Annotated in this window: 17 protein-coding genes and 1 tRNA gene; 7 read left to right on the forward strand and 11 right to left on the reverse strand. The window is 62.4% G+C overall.

The window, feature by feature from the left end:
• Together AC5Y5Z_RS08430 and istA are read right to left on the reverse strand one after the other, a co-directional pair.
• Positions 1 to 330 (reverse strand): ATP-binding protein (locus AC5Y5Z_RS08430; protein WP_499924607.1); only part of this gene is annotated, 330 nt, incomplete at its 3' end.
• 2 nt (positions 331 to 332) lie between these two features.
• Positions 333 to 1,574 carry an IS21 family transposase gene (gene istA / locus AC5Y5Z_RS08435; RefSeq protein WP_499924609.1) on the reverse strand — a complete coding sequence of 414 codons (1,242 nt, stop codon included), beginning with the start codon at positions 1,572 to 1,574 and terminating at the stop codon, positions 333 to 335.
• A gap of 661 nt (positions 1,575 to 2,235) precedes the next feature.
• On the opposite strand from istA, the gene AC5Y5Z_RS08440 reads away from it, so the two are divergent.
• Positions 2,236 to 4,200 carry an ORC-CDC6 family AAA ATPase gene (locus AC5Y5Z_RS08440; protein ID WP_499924611.1) on the forward strand — a complete coding sequence of 655 codons (1,965 nt, stop codon included), beginning with the start codon at positions 2,236 to 2,238 and terminating at the stop codon, positions 4,198 to 4,200.
• A 57-nt stretch (positions 4,201 to 4,257) separates the two neighbouring features.
• Here AC5Y5Z_RS08440 and AC5Y5Z_RS08445 read toward each other — a convergent pair whose 3' ends face one another.
• The 8 genes from AC5Y5Z_RS08445 to AC5Y5Z_RS08480 all read right to left on the reverse strand — a co-directional run bounded on the left by AC5Y5Z_RS08445 (position 4,258) and on the right by AC5Y5Z_RS08480 (position 11,929).
• Positions 4,258 to 5,652, reverse strand: a complete 1,395-nt coding sequence (locus AC5Y5Z_RS08445; protein ID WP_499924613.1) for a tyrosine-type recombinase/integrase — start codon at positions 5,650 to 5,652, stop codon at positions 4,258 to 4,260.
• Positions 5,653 to 5,755: 103 nt separating this feature from the next.
• Complete coding sequence (locus AC5Y5Z_RS08450; protein WP_499924615.1) at positions 5,756 to 6,418, reverse strand: recombinase family protein; 663 nt, start codon at positions 6,416 to 6,418, stop codon at positions 5,756 to 5,758.
• 105 nt (positions 6,419 to 6,523) lie between these two features.
• Entirely contained in the window at positions 6,524 to 7,129 is a 606-nt protein-coding gene (locus AC5Y5Z_RS08455; protein ID WP_499924617.1) for a hypothetical protein, read from the reverse strand.
• Between the two features lie 426 nt (positions 7,130 to 7,555).
• Positions 7,556 to 9,298 carry an AAA family ATPase gene (locus tag AC5Y5Z_RS08460; RefSeq protein WP_499924619.1) on the reverse strand — a complete coding sequence of 581 codons (1,743 nt, stop codon included), beginning with the start codon at positions 9,296 to 9,298 and terminating at the stop codon, positions 7,556 to 7,558.
• Positions 9,299 to 9,365: 67 nt separating this feature from the next.
• Complete coding sequence (locus AC5Y5Z_RS08465; RefSeq protein ID WP_499924621.1) at positions 9,366 to 9,716, reverse strand: bifunctional DNA primase/polymerase; 351 nt, start codon at positions 9,714 to 9,716, stop codon at positions 9,366 to 9,368.
• Entirely contained in the window at positions 9,713 to 9,949 is a 237-nt protein-coding gene (locus AC5Y5Z_RS08470) for a hypothetical protein (protein ID WP_499924623.1), read from the reverse strand. The genes AC5Y5Z_RS08465 and AC5Y5Z_RS08470 overlap by 4 nt, the downstream gene beginning before the upstream one ends.
• A 553-nt stretch (positions 9,950 to 10,502) precedes the next feature.
• Positions 10,503 to 10,982, reverse strand: a complete 480-nt coding sequence (locus AC5Y5Z_RS08475; RefSeq protein ID WP_499924625.1) for a hypothetical protein — start codon at positions 10,980 to 10,982, stop codon at positions 10,503 to 10,505.
• Between the two features lie 359 nt (positions 10,983 to 11,341).
• Complete coding sequence (locus AC5Y5Z_RS08480) at positions 11,342 to 11,929, reverse strand: hypothetical protein (protein WP_499924626.1); 588 nt, start codon at positions 11,927 to 11,929, stop codon at positions 11,342 to 11,344.
• A 466-nt stretch (positions 11,930 to 12,395) separates the two neighbouring features.
• Here AC5Y5Z_RS08480 and AC5Y5Z_RS08485 point away from each other — a divergent pair, with 466 nt between their 5' ends.
• Together AC5Y5Z_RS08485 and AC5Y5Z_RS08490 are read left to right on the forward strand one after the other, a co-directional pair.
• The gene (locus AC5Y5Z_RS08485; protein WP_499924627.1) at positions 12,396 to 13,508 is read left to right on the forward strand and encodes a hypothetical protein; all 1,113 of its coding nucleotides are present in this window, start codon (positions 12,396 to 12,398) and stop codon (positions 13,506 to 13,508) included.
• A 378-nt stretch (positions 13,509 to 13,886) separates the two neighbouring features.
• Positions 13,887 to 14,936, forward strand: a complete 1,050-nt coding sequence (locus AC5Y5Z_RS08490) for a hypothetical protein (protein WP_499924628.1) — start codon at positions 13,887 to 13,889, stop codon at positions 14,934 to 14,936.
• 206 nt (positions 14,937 to 15,142) lie between these two features.
• Here the strand turns inward: AC5Y5Z_RS08490 and AC5Y5Z_RS08495 are convergent.
• Positions 15,143 to 15,216, reverse strand: a tRNA-Leu gene (locus tag AC5Y5Z_RS08495).
• A gap of 350 nt (positions 15,217 to 15,566) precedes the next feature.
• Here AC5Y5Z_RS08495 and AC5Y5Z_RS08500 point away from each other — a divergent pair.
• The 4 genes from AC5Y5Z_RS08500 (at position 15,567) to AC5Y5Z_RS08515 (ending at position 20,492) form a co-directional block, all read left to right on the forward strand.
• A complete protein-coding gene (locus AC5Y5Z_RS08500; protein WP_499924630.1) occupies positions 15,567 to 16,448 on the forward strand; it encodes a PPE family protein, SVP subgroup in 882 nt (293 codons plus the stop codon).
• Between the two features lie 57 nt (positions 16,449 to 16,505).
• Positions 16,506 to 17,690 (forward strand): PPE family protein, encoded by a 1,185-nt coding sequence (locus tag AC5Y5Z_RS08505; RefSeq protein ID WP_463827487.1) that lies wholly within the window; start codon positions 16,506 to 16,508, stop codon positions 17,688 to 17,690.
• Between the two features lie 491 nt (positions 17,691 to 18,181).
• A complete protein-coding gene (locus tag AC5Y5Z_RS08510; protein WP_463827486.1) occupies positions 18,182 to 18,955 on the forward strand; it encodes a response regulator transcription factor in 774 nt (257 codons plus the stop codon).
• A 7-nt stretch (positions 18,956 to 18,962) separates the two neighbouring features.
• Positions 18,963 to 20,492 (forward strand): sensor histidine kinase, encoded by a 1,530-nt coding sequence (locus tag AC5Y5Z_RS08515; RefSeq protein WP_463827485.1) that lies wholly within the window; start codon positions 18,963 to 18,965, stop codon positions 20,490 to 20,492.
• The last annotated feature ends 190 nt before the right edge of the window (positions 20,493 to 20,682 follow it).

Genomic DNA, 20,682 nt, shown 5'->3' on the forward strand with positions numbered 1-20,682 from the left:
CGGACCGAGCAGCACCACGTTGGAGGCCTTGGCCAGGAACGCCCCTGTGCCCAGGTGGGCGATCATGTCCCGATTCAACGCGGGCTGGTGATCGAAGTTGAAGTCCTCCAACGATTTGCGGGTCGGGAACCCCGCCGAGCGGATGCGGATCGCCGCACCGGAGGCCTCGCGGGCCGCGACCTCCCGAGAGAGCACCGCCGCCAGATACTCTTCGTGCGTCCAGCCGGCGTCGCGGGCCTGTTCGGCCAGTCGGGCGGCGGAGTCGCGGATGCGTGGTGCTTTGAGGGCCTGGGCGTAGTGCAGGCAGGCCTTGAGCGGATCGTCGGCCATGATCAAGCCACCTCACCATCGGAAACGTCTGTGCCCGTGCCGAAGTCGACACCAAATGCGCGGTCGTAGTCGGCCAGATCGCGCAGTAGATGAGCGCCCGCCTGCGGCGTCGGCCCGGCTTGAAACTGCTGGCGCAGCGTTGCGGCAGCGGCAACGTGGGCGGGGTCGGTGAGGGTTTGTCGCGCCGCCCAGCAGCGTTCGTGTGCCGCCAGCAGGCGCCCTGCCCGGCTCACGGTCACGTGGGCCAAGGTGGTGGTCACGTCGACGATCTGGCCGATCGCCGCCGGATCCACGGAGTAGTCGTTTCCGGCCACCCGCACGTAGTAATCGCGTCCCAGCCGCACCGAGGTCACCGTCTCGGTGACCGGCGGCACCGGCGGCAACCTCAGCATCTGAGCTCGGTCGGCATCCAGGAAATCGATCGGACGACCATCGAGGACCCGCACTCGACGACTGTTGGCGACCGGAAGCCATTGCTGGAGTTGATCATTGAAGTCCTGCGGTGAGGTGAAGCTGCGACCCGGCAGAAACGACGTCTCCAGATACCGGTTAGCTCGCTCGACCATCCCCTTGGATTCGGGGTCATAGGGTTTGAGTTGCACCAACCGCGACCCCAACGTGCCCACCAACGCGGTAACCGGATCGGTCAACCGGCCCCGACGTCCGATCCCGGCTTCGTTGTCCCACCACAGCTCACGCGGAACCGCGGCGAAACAGCCCGAGAGCAGCTGCCACATCCCAGCCACCAGATCCATCGTCTGGCGCGAGGGCAGCATCACCGCGGCGATGAACCGGGAGAACGCGGCCACCATCACCAACACCGGCAGCATCGCCTCCTGGCCGAACCCGACCGCAATCTTGGGTGCGGGGAACCACAGATCGCACTGAATCACCCGCCCCGGCGGATGCTCGAGGCGGTCGACCGGATCCGCCGGCAGGTACTCCGGGCGGACCGCCCGGACCCGCTCCCGAAACCAGGAGATCGAGCCGGTCCAGCCGACCCGCTCGGCGATCACCGTCGCCGGCAGCTGTGGATACGCCGATAACAAGGCCCGAATCCGTGGCTCCACCTCGTTGATCGCCGACGGCACCGCGGGCCGCTCGTACTTCGGTGGACCATCACTGGCCAGCGCCCTGGCCACCGTGTCCCGCGCAATGCCGAGCTGTCGTGCGATGGCCCGCTGCGACAAACCCTCGCTGCGATGAAGATGCCGGATCAAGGCCCAGTCTTCCAAGGAGATCACCCATCCAATCTGATTGGGTGGCCTACTTTTCAACCGTCGCGCCTGGCCGGAACTTCAACCGTCGTCAACAACCGGTGGGGTCAGCCGGCCGCGGTGGAACTGCTAGTGCGGCAAGGCGTGGCGCCGGGTCAGCCAAACTTCTTAGCCGCCAGCAGCGTCAGGTGCTGTCTCAGGCGGAAGTCTGACCAGACCGGAGTGGAGGACTTGACCCTGCTGCGCAGTTCTTCGTGTCACGACGAAGGCACAGCACAAGCGAAGTTCGATGAAGCGGGAAACAGGATCCGGTGACATCCGCTCGACCTGCACACACATTGTGCCCCCAGTCGGACTCGAACCGACACTTGGCGGATTTTAAGAAGGGGCGAGCCGCTTCCGGCGACCACGGGAAACACTTCGCCGAAGCGGCCATACTGCCTGATAGACGGCCGTTTTTGGCGTTGCAAGTACGCCTCCGGTACGGCTCCGATTCGCCCTAGAACCGCCCCCGGCCGCCGCGTTCGCGCCGCGACGAGACCCGGGCGCGGCAGTTAGCTACGGAACCGCAGGACACGGCCGAAGCTCGGACACACCGACTGCTTACTTCCAAGCCAGAGACATCTCGCGGGCTCTCCACTAACGTGTGGAGTAACAGTATTTCGATAGCTCTTGGGGGAACCTCTTCGTGACTCAGAATCAGAACATCGAAGATGCCTTTAATTCAATGTTGCGAACAGACTATATTCCGCTCGCTGATACAGATAAACTGAGCCTCTTGGCCGACTATTACGTCGACTACATGGGTTACATGAAGGACATCGTAGGCCCGACTGACCAATTAATAGTCGGCCGACGCGGCACCGGAAAGACAACTCTTCTGTATAGAGCGCTTGTTGAATGCATGCGCTCCTGGGGCCCAACTGAAACTAGTGCGCGACCGCGCACGCTCGGCGTGTATCTCGATCTAGAAAAGTGCCAATCCCTAAGTTCGACGGCGTCCAGCGACTACGAAACCTTCGAATTTGCGTTTGTAGCCGAGCTGTGCGATGCACTGAAAGAAGAGCTGCTGCGGTCTTGGCCGGCTCTGGCCAAAGAGCCCACGCTAATCGATCGGCTCTTTCGAAACGGAGAAATGAAAAAGGCCGTCGCCGTCAACACGGAACTTTCTAAGTTAGTCTCCGTTTTGACTACAGGACTTCCGCGGTTTGTCAATAAGTCTGGCATAGTAGAAAAGCGTTCCGAGGTCAAACAGTCGCATACTGATAAGGCTGACATTTCGGCTTCGCTGACCGCATCGGCCGCGAAGCTCAGCGGCAATCTAGGTGCGGACGACAGTCTCTCCACCATGTCAGAAGTCAAGAATCGAGAAAACATTCATTACCGACTTTCCGTAGCCGATATACTTCGCGTAATTGGTGATCTACGAACTGCGGCGCAAATCCCGTATTTCTTAATATTTATCGATGAGTTTTCATCTCTCCACCTAGACCTGCAGCAACGGTTTACCACCCTGCTGAAGAAGATGCTCGGAAACCATTCGGGTGTGTACATTAAATTGGGAGCAATTACCGACAACTATCAACTCGGGTCATCGATTATTTTGCAACGTGACTTGTTTGAACTTTCGTTGGACTTAGACGCCTTTGTAGGGCGAAGTGGTTCTTTGACCGCCGCAATGGACCAGCTGACACAGCTCACAGAGATGATAATTGAGCAGCGGATACAGGCTTATACTCAATCACCGGGCAGTAGGATGTTCGACGCTCCCGAAGACGCATATCGAGAACTCACACGGTCGGCGATGGGCGTTCCTCGCACAATCGGTATCGTGCTGAAGCAGGCCTGGTCGCGCGCGAGGCAATCTCCGAGGGGCCGAATCCGTCGTACCGACCTCGACTATGGTATCAGGTATGCGTCCAACGCATATATGAACCAAATGACGGGGGCTGCGCGTAATGGAGTGGCAATACCCGAGCATGTTCCCGACATATGGGACTCTCTACTTGTGCGCGCCTCTCAGGAACGCAGGAAAAATCCGGACAGCCCCGCAAGCCACTTCATGGTGCTGCCCAAGAATGAAGAACGACTTCGCTTCCTGAACATGTTTTTTCTTGTCCATCTCTTAGAGAAGGGACGAACGACCAAGAAAGAGCGTGTTAATCGGAGCCTTTATTCGTTTGATTACGGGATCGCCTTAGAAAACAATCTTGGCTGGGGCGACGACAAGAACGTCATCCGCCAGCAACGATTTGCCTACGACTCCACTTTGCAGGAGTATGACCGATTTTATGAGGCTGGCCAAATGGCTAGCTTTCGCTGCACCTGTTGCGATAAAATTTACACAGAGTCTCAGCTCATGCTCGGCGGTTCTCGCTTGCAATTTTGTCCCGATGACCGGGCTGACCTCGAGGTTGTTGTGGAACACAGAAATGACACCCCTTACACTGAGGAAGAAATTAAAATTATCGGTGCGATACGCTCTGCTAAGCGTGCAGACAAGCTCGCCGCAAGGCAGGTTGCTGACGATGTCGGCTGCTATGTTCAAAAGGTCGCGAAGTTCGGCGAGAAACTCGAGCGCGAGCAACTGATCGCGCGAGACCGTCCCAACGATGCGAGCCGTCACTACTATTTCGATGTCGAGAAAGATTAAATCTCCCTTTACTCGAAGGAAATTCAACAGAAGTTGCCATCCCGCCGGTCGACCCCGCTAGTTAGCCTTCCGCTCAAGTAATCTCACTACATTGTCCGCCGTCTCTACGACAGGCGCTGGGGCAGGTGGTTCGGGCAGCGTATTTGCGGCCCCGCCGTCTTGCTCAGGGATGTAGTCGCCGTACGTGTCGAGAGTCAGCGTGAAGGTGCTGTGCCCTAGCCACTTTGATACCTGCATGAAGTGTGTGCCCGCCGAGAGCTGTAGCACCGCGAACGTGTGCCGGAGGTCGTGGAGCCGCACGCCTCGGGTCGCGGGCGCAGTCGCGGTCGCGGCACGGCTCGCCGGCAGCCCTACGGCCTCCAGGGCAGGCTTAAGAATGGTGTCGTAAAAGGTACCCATGGCGAGGGGGTGGCACCAGTTCAGCGGGACTACATACCGCTCGCCCTTCGCGCGGTACCCACCGCCGTTATTGCGTGACGGCCACAGCGGCGCAGTCGACTCGTTCGCACGCGGGTGGTTGGTCGTGAGGTAGTCCGTCATCCGCTCGGTTAGCCAAGGCGGAAGAGGGACCGTGCGGCGAGACTTCTTGCTCTTGAGTGTTCCGACGACCCACTGGCCGTCCTTGCGGTCCTTGGTTCGGCGCACATTCACCGAGCAGCGCGGCCCCGGCGCGAATACGAGGTCACCGACTTCCAATCCGCTGATTTCCGCAACACGGAGCCCGGTATAGGCCATGAACTCAACCATGAGCGCGTACGCCGGGTACGCAGGCAGACCGGGTACAATCCCCGCGACAGCAGCGGATAGCCGGCCAACCTGCTCGGCGGTCAGCGGGTGGTGCTCGAAACGGGTGTGGTCGCCGGTCGCGCGGCTTGCGGAGAAGTCCACGCGGTCGGTCGGGTTCGTGACTATCGCGCCGTGGTGCACGGCGTACCGCAACACCCGCCGCAGAACGTCCCAGACGTGTTTAACGGTGCCGGGTGTAAGCGGCTTACGGTCGCCTTGGCGTGACGACTGCCGGACCAACGCGGAAAGCATCCCCTCGCAATGGGCGGGGCCAATTGCGGCGATGGCGGTACCGCCTAGCTTCCCCAGCACATAGCACCGCAGCAGCCGGTCGTACTCGTCCACCGTGCGCTGTTTGAGCTTGCCCTGGGCCACCTTCAATGCCTGAGCGTCGAGCCAACCCCGCGCGTAGTAGCCAAACGGCAATTCCCCCGCCTTGCGCTGTTCGGCCAGGGCGCTGGTGCCGGTCGTGTGCCGGGCGGAGTTGAGTTCGTCGCGGCGAGCTTCTGCGGCCTCACGGGTGAAGTAGGTCTCGCGCCGCGCACGCACCTGCCCTGTGGGCAAGCCGAAGTCGTCGCGCACCGGCTCTCGCCAGACGACCGCGTACGTCTTGATCGGTTTACCGTTGCGCTTCTGCTTGGTCTCGTGGGCTCGTACGTAGGCCATGTGGTCATAGCTCCTTGCTCGCTTGTGATCGAAATTTGTGCACGTTACGCGGAGAGGACAGCCCACCAAATTGCCCCTATACCCCCGTTTCGGCGTGGTTGGCTCATGATGCCGCCTCCAAATCACTTGTAGCCGTTGCACTCTGATAAATGCGGCGCACCGTGGACACCTGCCACGTTGGCCGGCCAGCTGGGCTGAGGATGGCCTCGGCCTCCAGGGCGCGGGCGATGCGACCGAAGCTGAGGCCTGCGTTGCGGTCGAGCACGATGCGCCGCACGACGCCAGCGGTTGCGAGACGTGGCCGCCCAATGCGCTCGCCGCGCGCCTTCTTGGCGGCTAGGCCTGCCTTGGTGCGCTCGCTGATCAACTCGCGCTCGTACTCGGCGAAGTTGACCACGGTCCGCGCCATCATGCGGCCCGCAGCTGTCGACAGGTCCAGGTTGATGTCGAGCACGACCAGTGACCATCCCTGTGCTTGTGCTGCGTCAATTATGTTGGCGGCATGAACTATTGAGCGCGCGAGGCGGTCGAGCTTCGCCACGATCAGCCCGTCGCCTTGCCCAGAAGCCAACAGCTGCAACGCCTCCTGCAGGTTGGCGTTGATGAACTTGCCGCTGGCGCCTTCGTCGGCGTGGTGTTCCACCGTCCATCCGCGCCGCACGGCCTCGGCGTCGATGGCCGATCGCTGGGCTTCCAGCCCGTTCCGACTGTCGGCTTGCTCAAGGGTGCTCACCCGCGAGTACCCGAAGAACAGCTTCGTTTCCATGTCGTCTCCATTCGGGGTTGGGGCCTAACCGGTCGGTTCCGCCTTTCGCCTCAAATTCTACGCCAGCAGCAAACTTATATCTGGCCTTGAACTGGCTTTTTAACTCTACCAGCGACTTTTCTTCCGCGCTTGGCATCGGGCTTCGGCGGCGTCCTCCAACGTCATGAGCCCGCCGCTCGCGCGCGGCATATCGCCGCCGGGTACGTCGCCCGCCTCGGGGCCTCGCATCGCGTCTCCGGACCGCTCGGGGCCGCGCGCGGGGTCGCTCGCGTCGGCGGGCTCGACGACCTCGGCTTCGATAACGTAAGCGCCCTTGTGGGATCGGTGCTCGGCGCGGGATATCGTTGCGATGCCGGCAATGTCTTCCAAGAGTCGTTCGTATGGCTTGAGCTCCACGGACACTTCGGATTTGGCGCCGAGCCCCGCGCGGTCCAAGGCGTCCCGAATCGCGTTGAGCTTGACAGCTTCTGATTCGGCTCCCGTGGCCATGCCGAGCAGTTCGCGCGCCATACGGTCTGCGGCAAGCTCAAGCCGTTCCTTGGCTTTTCGCTTCACATGGCCGGCCGCGCCACCGTGAAACCGACACACGGTCCCGCCGCGAATGGCCGCCTTCAGACACTGGTCACCTGTTCTGGAACTATGTGCGACGCAACGGTTTTCGTTGTCGTGCGCCGTCCACCAGTCCTCCGAGTAGACTTCTGTGCAGCCCATTACTTGCTCCTGTTCTTGCCGTTTTCGATGGTTTTCGCGATGGTTCCGGGTGTGAAATGCTGGTTTACCGTCCTTGAAGGGTCGCGATCCTTTATGGCTCCGCAGTTGATGCAGTGCCCGCCGTCCAATCTCTTACTGAAAGTAGTGTGGCCGGGCGACGCTGAATGGGAATTGTTCTTATCGACGACCGTTCGGCGACGGCGGCGAGCGGTCGATACCCGCCCTAAAGGGAGGGCGGAGCGGGTATCGCCGACTCGGCTAGACGAAGCCCGGTAGCGTTTCCCGTATCGGGTATCGTTCTCTATCAGGCGTTTTCCGTTACTCGATGCGCCTCCCGGTGGGCCTCCGGTTAACGTGCGGGTATCGCTCCCGAGCGTCTCCCGCTTCGGGTATCGCCTCCGAACAGGCGTTTTCCGAGTCATAGCGTTACCCGGTCTCTCTGGTGGCTAAGGTCCATCGAGCTGGCGATCCACCCCCACCGGCGCCGCCACGGGAACCGGCCGTGTAAGCGAGTCGAATTTCGGCCACCAATTTGTCTAGCCGCCGCCGAACTGATTTCTTGGCGTTGTCGTAGCCGTCATCAAGCTTGCTGATATCAAAAAGTGCGTGCACCGCCTCGGCTTCGGTGATCCCGACTTCACCAGCAGTCGTCGCAAGTTCACACAATCGCTCATACGGGTCGCTCGCCGCAGACTCCCCGCGTGCGTGCTTGTGGTTGATGATGACCGGCGGTATCCGTTCTTGTGGTTGCTTGAGGTGACTTAGCTCCACCGACTTCGCTCCAGCCTCACCCCAGAGCAGAAGCACAGAGCCTTGTCCGGCCGTCAGCCAGTTGCTCCCATATACATCCGCAAGCTTGTCGGGTTTCCGGTTGTCCGCGTTGGCCTTCCGTTGGTGATGAAGTGATACGACCTCAGTCCCATCACGGATCACCGCCTGAATCGCAGCATTGAAGCCGATGCCGTCCTCATCCTTATTCAGGCCACTGCATACGTCCTTGACCGAGTCGATTATCAACATTCCGGGGTCACGGCCATGCTTAGCAACCCATTCCGCGAACGCGTCCGGTGCTTCATTCGCCATGATTGGTGGTCGCCCATCCCAGAAGATGAGTTGGTTACGCAATAGCTCGCGGTCTTTCACCTCGATCATCCGCAACATCGACCGCGCAATCTGCCGAGGGCGATCCATCGCTAGATACAGGATGGGTCGGTGATCCGGTTCCACCAGGTACCCGAATAGTTCATTGCCTAGCAGCCCCATTCGCGCCAAGACCAATTGTTGGACGATAGTGCTCTTGCCAACACCTTGCGGACCAACGATCATCAGCCCCTCTCCGGGTGCCCATAAGACGCGTCCACCTTCACCCCACAATGCTTGCGTTTCCGCGATACTCGTTAAGAACGTCCAGCCGTCGGCGAACCGATCTGAGCTGACATTGACAAGCGCTCGCGCCTTTCGTTCTGCCACGCGGCGACGGGCTTCTGCCTGCTCCTCAAACTTGTCGGCGAGTTCCTCGATGCGTCTCTCGCGTACACCCACGTCTTCGTCACTGTCCTTCCCCTCGCGGCCCGCGTCAGGCGCTTCAATTCGTGGTTGCCAACCGTCTACACCGGTGTGCTCAAGCCGTCGAAGCGTGTCGAATACATCCGACCGGCACATTCGCGCACCCCAGTGCACGAAAGCACTTTCATAGCCGTCGAACTCTCGGGCCGCTTGTCGAGCACCCCCACGGCGATCATCTTTGACTGCTTCGATGTACTGGTCTTTCAGCAGCGCGAGTGCCGCCGGCACTCCGCGAAGCCCCGCCGCGCCCATCTGAACCAACCATCGGACCTGTTCTTGCGCATGATCGTGGCGACTGCCCCAACGCCCATCAAGGCCAATTAGCGCGTCGTTGAGTGTCTCGCGGACTAAGGCGCCCATCGGACCATCCGGCATGGCATCGAGCCAGGCTTGGGCCTGCGCGTCGGACGCCAGTGGCGTCGCCTCGTCACTCCATCCCTGGATAACCAGGGGCAGCCAGGCGTCCGGCAGCCTTCTCTGCGACTCGATCGGTGGTGGCGCACCCAACGGCTTGTCGTCGACGTCGAACCACTGCTCGGCGTTGCCTGTATGAGGATTGATCCCGACGTTCACATACCTATGCGTCGGGGTAACGATGTCCACGCACGGACCAAGGCTCTTACGGAACTTCAGCCCAGTCTGCACCCAGAAAAGTCGCTTCTCACTTCCGTCAGTTCGGTTGCGTAACTTCGGTCCTCGTGGCAGATCGCAACCCGCGCGTTCCCGCGCCTCCGCCATCGTCGCCGCCCCAGTGCCGGGCCGGCCACTTACCCTTGGCGTAATTGTCAACGTCGATGAGCAACCAGCCATCCTGCAGCACGAACCCGATGCCGTCGTCGCCGCGTTTCCGAATCCACTTTTCAATCTGCTCTGCGGACGGCGGTGCCGTGTTATTGCTTCCGGTGAAACCGGTTGGAGGTGGTCCCTTTTGATGTTGCGGTAAAGGGATCGGTGCTGGGTAGCCCGCTCGCAAATACATCGGCGCCAAGTAGCGATACTTGGTCTGAGGCGGCACCTTCACCGCGGCGCATCCTCAGCCAGCCGGTAGACGCCTGCCTGTCGGCGCGACTCCACCCACCGTCGCAGGTCGTTGGCGCTCAGATAATTTCCGTTGCCGAAGCGACTTGGCTCAAGCTCACGCCGCAGTACCGCGTACTTGATGGTGCGCCGCGTTACGGGATATTTCCACTCACGTAGCTTTTGAAATGCCGCCTCCTGGTTCAGGTTTGCGACATCATCAGGATCAATGTCCATGTTTCCTCCGAAATGCGTATTCACCGCGCACGGTTGCGCGGGGTGGCGTTTCGGAGTGCCCCGTTACCTTCTCCAAGTCGGCTACGTAGCCGTTCAGCGACCGCGTTCGAGCAGCGACCACCGTGTTAGCCGGGACTTTTCTTCAGTTTTCGCCGACCCGGCGACGGGACGGATACCTAAAGCTTACCCGAACCGCCGCCGACGCGCCGACGTAAAGACGAGCCGAAATCGGCTACGCTGCAACATATTTAGTCTGGCCAACAGTTGGCCCAGTGCCGCTCGCGCCAAGCCATGTGCCGTCGGTCGCGATCATTGCCGCGGTCCTCTTCGCCGCAGCCATTGCAACGGTAAAGGGATATGCCGGTCACCGGGGCTGGGTCATCAAGAACGCGAATGATTTTGCGCGGCTGCACCTTCCCCTTCCCGTTAGCGTGGTTCAGCTTGTGGAGCGATGCCCTCAGAACGGCAACTAGGTCGTCCCGGTGGTGGTCACCAGCCTCTGAGGCGAGGTCATCCACTTTCGCCTTGGCACGGTCCTTCCAAGAGGTCTCAGTCATGCTGCCGTCTCCTCAGCGCCATCGTCCAACGCGCGCAGGCTTGACCTCAGCAGCTCAGATAGTTCATTGGCGCGCTCGTCGGATTCACCAGCTTCTTGCAGCCACGTATCGAGCTTCGCCTTGACGCGGTCTCCCCATCGGGTCTCGGTTCGTGGTGTCGGGCTCTTCCGCAGTTCCTCGGCGATGATCCGCCGCCAGGAGCCGCCGTGTTTTGTGCACGCGTGCTCAATTTCGAGCTTGGTGGTGAACTTCTCGGCCAGTCGCCTTCGGCGGGTGATTTCCGAGGCTTCCAACTTGTACTTCGCGGTGATCTGACCCCGCAGATCTTTCGGCAGTTGCTTCTTGCCTATTGGTATATGCGCCCGCAGGACACGCCCGAACTCCCAACGGGCGATGATGCTTTCCGTTCCGCTTTTTTGGATCCGTTCCTGTATGGCGTCTAACTCACTGACTACCAAGTCGGTATCGGCAGACATGTGTTCTCTCCTTTAGGGTTGTGTGAATTTACAGACCCCTGGAGAACGAGAAAGCGCACGCCCAAAGGTCAATTGCCTCTATAAGACGTGCGCATGTCCGGCCCATATCGTCCGGATCGATTAGCGTCTGGCTGCGGCCAGCTTGTTTCCTGCGTCACCCGCGACGTGGAGCTGCGGTCTCAAGTGTCGATATCGGAAGGCTGCCGTGTCAGCCAACGCAAGGACCATAGCGCGAGCACCACACCGACGCAAGACCCCGCCGAGCCCGTAGACGCGCTGCCGCACCGTAGGCATCCGATCCCCCGTCCGAAGCTCCGCATCAGGTCTCCGACGCGACGAGCGACCCGCGCGGACCCCCTCTAGAGACTCGGCGGGACCGCCGAGCCGGGGTCGATCCGCGCGCCGGGTGGCAAGTCTGCTTGAGCGGCCAGGACGCCCAGCTTGAAGTTGGTCTCAGCAGTCTCCCGAGCCCAGCTGTCGCAGGCTCTGCAGATGCTGAACACCACGATGAACTGGCCCCGCTCAAGCGGCAAGTACACAGCACGCCCGCTGCACCCACTAGGCGCAAGGTGCACGTCGCAGCCGCGCCGCCCAACAGCGTCGGGCAAGGGCACCCGTTTCGTGATCATGTACGAAAACCGTTCCATAGCATCGGCGTACACATAGAGGTCTGGGATGCAGGGGTAGTAAAGGAACGTGTCGCAGTCCGCCGCAGCCTCGATACGGTCGCCGAATTGTTGGTGTATATCGCGCATGGTCCGGTTGGCCAGCTCCCACATAGCGGGATTCCAAGTTGGGTCGAAAAGCCATGCGGTGTCGTCGGTCTCGCGCGTTACTAGCGCTCGGGTGCGCTCGACTACCTGGATCGCGTTCACATGCGGGTTGTCGGTCTGCGGGGGTTGGTCCATGCCGTATTTCGCGCGGAGGTCATATTCGTTGATGTTCATGGTGTTGTGTTGCCTTTCTGTTGGTTGTAGCGAGCGGCCCCGGCTGTACGGCTGGGACGGGTGACGATGAACCGCCACAATTCCTCGGTGCTGTACACGCGGCGACCGGCGATGATCCGACACATGAGTTCGTTGCGGTCGGTAACTGACTTCAGCCAGCGTTCAGTGACATCGACGCCAAGTTGTCGGTACCACTCGACGGCACCGCTGACGGTTTTGTCCGGGACGTGTGACAAATGCAGCCACTCCGGTGGTGGAGCGACACGCACAACTGATTGCGTTCTAGCCATGTATATTTCGCCTCTCGCCGGTAGCTCGATTATATCGCTCTAGGCCGTCCCGCGCCCGTCCTATTCCGACCGTTTCGGTACCAATAACGTTGTAGATGAACGAGATTCGGCGCCGAGGCGCGACTTTCCGATACCCTCGTCGTAATAGCGTTTCGATAGGAAGCGAGAGAGACGAGATGGCAAATAGCAAGGGATTCAACACTTCCGGAGACGTGCTCGTAAACGAGACGGCCGACGGCGTTGATCTGAACAAGATTTGGGATGAGATCGGGACCGCCCTGGCGCTTTACAACCGGCATCGCTCGGCTGTGGTTCGCCTGCTCAGCTACCCGACAACCGCAGTCGCCGACATCATCCCGCAGAGTATGTCCAGCGAATCCTTCGAGTTGGCAACCGAATTCGGCGTGCCGACCTCCTTGCGCGAGCCCGCCGACTATCTCCACCTTGGCTACAACTTCCGGGATTGGGACAAGAGTTTGCGGACGACTTGGCGGTGGCTCAGAGCTGCTACGGCCGAGCAGGTCACCGCACAAGTAACTCGCATATTCGAAGCAGACAACCGCCTCGTCACCGGCACGATCCTGCGTCGATTACTCGATCCCGCAGAATCTTTCAATGAATGGCAACACAAGTGTTACGGACTATGGTGCGGTGACGGGATGGTGCCGCCCGAACACCTCGGCCAAACATTCACCGGCAACCACACTCACTACCTCACCAGCGGCTCGACAACCATCGACTCCGCCGACATCGAAGACATGATCCACCACGTCACCGAACACGGCTACGGCCGCTTTGGCAGTCAGGGTGGGCGACTCATCATCCTCGCCCACCCCAATGAGGTTGAAGACATGACCTTCTGGCGGGCAGGCGTGGACTACGGCGGCGCATCCACGCCCAAGTGGGATTTCGTGCCGTCTCAGGCCGCCCCGGCCTATTTCACCACTGAGCATCTCGTTGGCGCGGTTCCGCCCGCCGATTTCAACGGCCTCCAAGTCCTGGGCAGCTATGGTGACGCCTGGCTGATCGAGTCCCATTATGTGCCGGCCGGATACGTGATCGTAGCCGCGACAGGAGGACTTGATTCGGACATGAACCCAATCGGCTTCCGCCAGCATGTCAACCCGGCATACCAAGGGCTGCGCCATATTCCGGGCCGCGGACCCTACCCGCTACAGGATTCGTTTTACGCACGTGGGTTCGGCGTCGGCGTCCGACACCGCAGCGCAGCCGTCGTCATGCAGATAACCACGAACGGCAGCTACACGCCGCCGACGATCAAGACGTAGGCGAACATGGCAACCGGATCATTCCGCCAGCGCCTTGGCTTCTGGAACGACAGGACACCGGACGACCCGTCCGAGTTTTCCTGGGGACCCGGACTCGTGCCGCCCGGCAAGGAGAACGCGCCACCAAGCCAGGGCGGAAGGTATCGGGGGACTTGTCCGCCGGTTGAGCTCACCCGCAGCCACGACCTCAGCGTGCGAGTACGGCAGGCCAGACCGCAACCAGGTGACGCGCCGCGTGGCTATCCAGGCGAGCGGGTGGGCTGACACGCGCGCCCGGCTTGCCGCGACTGATGCTGCGCCAGCAAGTTTGCCAGCGGGAACACATCGCCACCTAGATCAGCGGATTCGTGCACTAGAAAGCGACTAAGCTCTTCAACTATGCGAGCTCAGATCGTTGCTACGTGCGTGACTCTAGCTGTTCTTCTGTCCGGCTGCGGACTCAAGGCACCCACTGAGCTATCGGGTGGCGAGCCCAAGACACTGGAAGCTGCAACTGCGGCGGCACAGGAAATCAAGAACAGGCTGTCTTCGGAGGACTTCGCCGGAGTCTGGCTGATGATGAGCAAGCAGGTCCGAGAAAAAATTAGTCAGTCCGACTATGTCACTCTCCAAACCGCCTGCACCAAGACCCGTATCCCAATCAAGGTCGAAGGTGTTCGAATGGATGGCGATGAGCGAGCTATTGTCCGCATCTACCTAGACGTGCCAGGCCTCAGTGGGTTCAAATCAACCGACACAATGCTGTACGAGGACGGCAAATGGGTTGAAGCCCCAGACCCCCGCTATGCGCAGGACTATGGCCTTCCTATTCAGCAAATTATTGCAAAGCGAATCGCGACCGGACAATGCGACAGGACCGCGAGCGCGGCTTCCACACCGCCAACGGCAGCGCCACCGACAACCACAAACGGGACACCGTTACCGACTTGCCCGACCCCCGGCCCCGGCGACGAACCCCAGTACATTCCGCCGTGCACTCCGGCCCAGACGACACCGCAGGACTTCGTCTTCCCGGGCACCCAATACGCCTTCCCTGCCCACTACAGCAGGTACACACCCGCGAGAGAAAAGCCCGCGACCGTTGCGCTCAACTACCGTTTTCACTCACTGTCCAATCTGACTTGGACGACCTGGGGATCGAACGGCGCTGACGGCTCAGGCGAGGAGCACACCCAAACCAACTGCGACCCGACTTGCGCCGAGGGCGCGCGGTACACCGACGCGGTTCAAATCCATGCGTCGAATCCTCAACCTTCACCGATAAGCAGCGGATGCCCAGCCACCGTCTTGTTCTACTCCGACGTAGTACTCAGCTACCCAGACGGGAGCACCACGCCGCACAACCCCTCCGGCGAAAATTTCCAGTGGACCACCATCAACGGGATGCAGGCTGTTCACTACTGGAACCGCGTGCCGACGTGCGAATAACAGTTGAGGAGCGACACCCCTCCGCTTGCTCTGCCTCGGCTCGTCATCGACTTCCACATCACTGACTCTCAAAAGCAAACCCCGAGTTAGCTACCGCGTCGACCTCGCCGCCGCGATCCCGCCGTCGGCCGCGTCGACGCCGCGACGAGAGGCCCGCCGAGCCCGTCTATTCCTCCCAGAAAATTCGTCTACCAGCACAAACCCTGTGCCCCCAGTCGGACTCGAACCGACACTTGGCGGATTTTAAGTCCGCTGCCTCTGCCAATTGGGCTATGGGGGCTCAGCGAGTGAATCTAGTGTGCGATGCGCCCCGATCGGGCATGCCGTCGGCCGCGCAACGCCAATGTGCGGCGGGGCGGGGACTCCGCTAGGATGGCGCGCCGCGCATCTGAATAGGCGCGCCCACCCCGTTGGGGCATATGACACGGCCGTATCAGCCGCCAAGAGCTTGTTAAAAGCATCCACGCGATCGTTAAGAGGCCGTAAACGTCCGTCACCCTGTGCGCTTCGGCGGGAACTGTGGGGCAGTAGCTCGTTAGCGTTACGCCAACGCACAGCAGCCGTTACGCAAACACTCAGGGCCGACGGGCAGTACAGGTCGGCCATGTTTCCGGATACAAGGAGCAACAGATGTCATACCTGACAGCGGTACCTGCAGAACTGTCCGCCGCAGCGGCACAGCTGGGTGCCATCGGCAGTGCTTTGGCGGCGCAGAACGCGGGCGCGGCGGCCCCGACCACCTTCATTTCTCCCGCGGCTTCCGACGAGGTGTCGATCATCCAGTCCGGGATCTTCACCGCCTACGGCGCTCTGTATCAGCAACTTGCCGCCGAAGCTCAGGCAATTCAGGAACAGTTCGTGCAGACCCTCGGCATGAGCAGCGGTACCTACGAGTCATCGGAGTCGGCGAACGCCGCAGCGGCGACTCTGGCGGACGCCGTCGGCTCCGCCGCCGCCGCCCCGGCGGCCTCCGACCCCGTCTCGGACATCTTCACCGAACTTGCGACGCTGCTCGGCGGACCGGTCGGAAGCGTGAACAGTGAGCCCCTCAGCCTCTCGGGGAACATGGCCAACATCGCCAGCTACGAGATCGGTAACTTCGCCTCGGCCTCGTCGAACATGCTCGGGCTGACCAGCGGCGGCTTGATGTCGGAGGGATACGGCGTCCCCGAAGAACTTGCCGCGGCAGCCGAAGCCGCAACCGCGGCCGAAGGCGCCTCAGCGGTCAGCGCGGTGAGCGGCGGCGCGCCGATCGCGGCGGTCGGCGAGGCCGCGATGGTCGGCTCGATGTCGGTGCCACCGAGCTGGGCCGCGGGCACCACCCTGGTGTCGAGTTCCACCACGGGTGCGCTCTCCGGAGCCGGCTGGACGACCGCAGCGCCCGCGGCTGCACCCGGCGCGTTCTATCCCGGCATGCCTGGCGTGGCGTCGGCGGCCCGCAACAGCGCCGGTTTCGGTGCACCTCGCTACGGGGTCAAGCCCATCGTCATGCCGAAACCGGTGAGCGTCTAAGCCCCGCACGCCGAGCCTGCCACTAATCGGAATCAAACTAAAAGAAACGGATAGGACATGTCTTTCTTAGGATTCCCCCCGGAAGTCAACTCCGCGCTGATGTACGCCGGCGCAGGCGCCGGCCCGCTGATGGCGGCCGCGACGGCGTGGAACAACCTGGCCGCCGAGCTGAGCACGACCGCGACCCAGTACGAGTCGATCATCACGTCGCTGACCACCGAGCAGTGGACCGGCGCCGGGTCGGCGGCGGCCGCCGCCGCAGCCCAGCCCTACGTGGCATGGCTGACCTCGACAGCGGCAGCGGCAGAGCAGGCCGGCATTCAAGCCTCCGCCTCGGCAGCTGCCTACGAGGCCGCCTTCGCGGCCACGGTGCCCCCGGCGGTGATCGCCGCAAACCGCGCACTGTTGGCCACCCTGGTCGCCACCAACTTCCTGGGCATCAACACCCCGGCGATCATGGCAACCGAGGCCCAGTACCTCGAGATGTGGGTCCAGGACGTCCTTGCGATGACCACCTACCAGGCTAGTTCGGCCGTCGCGGGAATCTTGGAACCGGTGACTCCGTTGGCGCCGGAAACCAACCCCGGCGGCGCGGGAGCTCAGGCTGCCGCCGTCGCCGCCGCGCAGGCGGTGGGACCCGCCGCCGGGTTGGGCGACATCGTCACCGGTTTGCAGAGCGAAATGTCCAACTTGCTCACCGGGGCAACCGGGATCGGCGATGGCATCTATAAGGCGCTGCCGGCCGGTGCACAGGACCTGATCACGGCACTCGACGGCTTCTTGGGCACCCCATTCATCTTCAACGGCATCCAGCAGGTCGGCGTGACGGCGTCGTGGTTCATGTTCGCCGCGATCCCCAACGGGATCTTCGCCGCCCACACCATCGACGGCAACATTGCCGCCGCGGCCGAGGCGGCCGGGGTGGGTGCCATTGCGGCCGAAGGGGCGGCCGCGGGACTGATCAGCGACGTGGGGGCAGCCGGCGCCGCCGCCAGCATGGGCGAAGCGTCGCTGGTGGGCACCCTGTCGGTACCGGCGAGTTGGGCCGCGGCCGCTCCGGTGGCCGCCAACGCCGGAACCGCGCTGGCGGGCAGTGGTTGGACCGTCGCCGGGGAAGCCGCGGCGCCGGGAATGATGGCTGGGATGCCGGGCATGGCCGCGGCCGCCAAGGGCGCCGGAGCCGCTGCCGGCCCGCGCTACGGCGTCCGGCCGATCGTCATGCCCAAACAGGTCGTCTGCTGACGCGACGATCCCGGTAGACCACACCGGCACGTCTCGACGTGTGGCCGCATTCCTTCGGGGGTGCGGCCACGCGCGTTTGTATTGACCAGGTCGTTAGTTTGCTACAGCAACGGCAATTTCCGGGCCCCCGGCCTGCTGCCCCATCGCTTCGACCGACTCCTTCGGCAGCCGTACCAGCCCCGTCGAACCCGGCCGGCAGAACTCACCCACACCCGCCGGCACACCGAGCACCGGTCGTCGGCGCACATCTCCCAGCGGTCGCCGGCCGACGGTCCCGAAGGAGCAGGATCGCCCGTTGCGAAACCTGCCCCACCGATGAATCATGCTCTATCACAGAGTCTTTGGAAGTTCCGGCGGATGGCCTGCACCGCTTCGATGCATATCGAACGCATATCCGATCGTCCCGCGGCCGCCGCGTACCATGGTCATTAGTTTTGAGAAATCTATGAAGCCAGTGACAACCACATATGCGGTTGAAAGAATGCTCGAATATGACAGCAATGACGGGATACGGGCGCGCGCAACGTCCACGCCAAGCAATTCTTGGGCAACTGCCGCGAATCAACCGGGCCGACGGCTCGCCGATCCGAGTGTTGCTGGTCGACGACGAACCGGCTCTGACCAATCTGGTCAAGATGGCGCTGCACTACGAAGGCTGGGATGTCGAGATCGCGCACAATGGGCGCGAGGCCATCGCCAAGTTCGACCGGATCGGCCCGGACGTACTGGTCCTCGACATCATGCTGCCCGACGTGGACGGCCTGCAGATCCTGCAACGGGTGCGCGAATCCGACACCTACACACCTACCTTGTTCCTCACTGCCCGGGACTCGGTGATGGACCGGGTCACCGGCCTGACCGCGGGTGCCGACGACTACATGACCAAGCCGTTCAGCCTCGAGGAACTGGTCGCCCGGTTGCGCGGGCTGCTGCGCCGCTCCAGCCACCTGGCGCCACCAGCCGACGAGTCCCTGAAGGTCGGCGACCTCAAGCTCGATGCAGCCAGCCGGGAGGTGACCCGCGGGGGCACCCCGATGTCGCTGTCGTCGACCGAATTCGAACTGCTGCGCTTCTTGATGCGCAACCCGCGGCGTGCCCTGAGCCGCACCGAAATTCTCGATCGGGTGTGGAACTACGACTTCGCCGGCCGCACCAGCATCGTCGATCTGTACATCTCCTACTTGCGGAAGAAGATCGACGCCGACAGAGAGCCCATGATCCACACCGTGCGTGGGATTGGATACATGCTCCGACCACCCGAATGAGTTCGGCATGACGGGGGATCGCTACACCCCGCGGTGGTTCCCGCGCTCGCTTCGCCGTCAGTTGCTGCTGGGTGTGCTGAGCGTGGTGTCGGTGGTGCTGGTGGCTGTCGGCGTCGTCTCGGTGTGGACGCTGCGCGGCTACGTCACCGCCATGAACGACGCCGAAGTCGCCGAATCGATGCACGCGCTCAGCCACGCCTACGCGCGGTACCGCAACGGGGAACACACCTCGGTTCACAACGGGATACCGCCGGTGTCGCAGGCGTTGCTGGAGTTCACCGGCCAGACCCCCGGAAACCTCATCGCCGTGATTCGCGACGGGAAGGTCATCGCGTCGGCCGTCTTCTCCGAGGACGAGCCACGACCGGCGCCACCGGATGTCATCCGCGCCATCGAAGCGCAGTCGTGGACCGACGGCTCGTCGCGCGTCGAGAATCTGGGCACCCTCGGCCCGCATCAGGTGGACAGCCGCATCGCCGGATCCGACCGCCTGGTGGTCGGTGTCTCGCTGAGCATCGCCGAGGCGATCATCTCCCGCAAGCAACTCACCACCGCCGCCCTGGTTGCCACCGCACTGCTGGTCACCGCCGCCTTGACGGCGTGGGTGGTGGGCTATGCGCTGCGGCCGTTGAGCCGCGTCGCCGCAACCGCCGCGGAGGTGGCGGCGATGCCGCTTGCGCACGACGACCACCAGATCAGGGTGCGGGTCCGTCCGGAGGACACCGACCCGGACAACGAAGTCGGAATCGTCGGGCACACCCTGAACAAGTTGCTCGACAACGTCGACAGCGCGCTGGCCCACCGCGTCGAATCCGACTTGCGCATGCGCCAATTCATCACCGATGCCAGCCACGAGCTGCGCACACCGCTGGCGGCCATCCAGGGCTACGCCGAGCTGACCCGCCAGGACAGTTCCGATCTGCCGCCCACCACCGAGTACGCGCTGGCACGCATCGAGTCCGAGGCGCGGCGAATGGCGTCCCTGGTCGACGAACTGCTGCTGCTGTCACGGCTGGGTGAGGGCCAGGACCTGCAAACCGAAGAGCTGGACTTCGCCGATCTGGTGATCAACGCGGTGAACGACGCGGCCGTGGCCGCCCCCACGCACCGCTGGGTCACCAAGCTGCCCGACGTGCCGGTGTGGGTGAACGGGGACCACGCCCGGCTGCACCAGCTGTTGAGCAATCTGCTCACCAACGCCTGGGTGCACACTCCCCCGGACGTCACGGTGACCACCGCCATCACCTGCCACGCCGCCGGCAACCCCGACCCTGACGGCGCGGGCGGGCCCTACGTCGAGCTGACGGTCGCCGACGACGGACCCGACATCGACCCGGAGGTCCTTCCCTATCTGTTCGAGCGGTTCGTCCGGGCCGATAAGGCACGTTCCAACGGTTCCGGTCACGGACTGGGACTGGCCATCGTCAGCTCGATCGTCAAGGCGCACGAGGGCACGGTGGCCGCCGAATCCGCCAATGGTCTGACCGTGTTCCGGGTGCGGCTGCCACTGATCGATCCGCCGGTCGACGCCACCTAACGCGCCGCCGCTGCCTGCGCCGTAAAGGTCGCGGCCCACTCCGTAAAGAAACCGTCAAGGCCGCGGCCCCCGGGCCGCCGTCGCGCCTAACGTTCGATCCGGCCCTCACCCCGAGGGTCCACGTGCGCGAAAGTTGAGACGGAGATGTCGGTGATGGCCTATCTCGCGCTGACCGTGGCGATCTTCGCCA

Source organism: Mycobacterium sp. NGS29, from assembly GCF_059812965.1.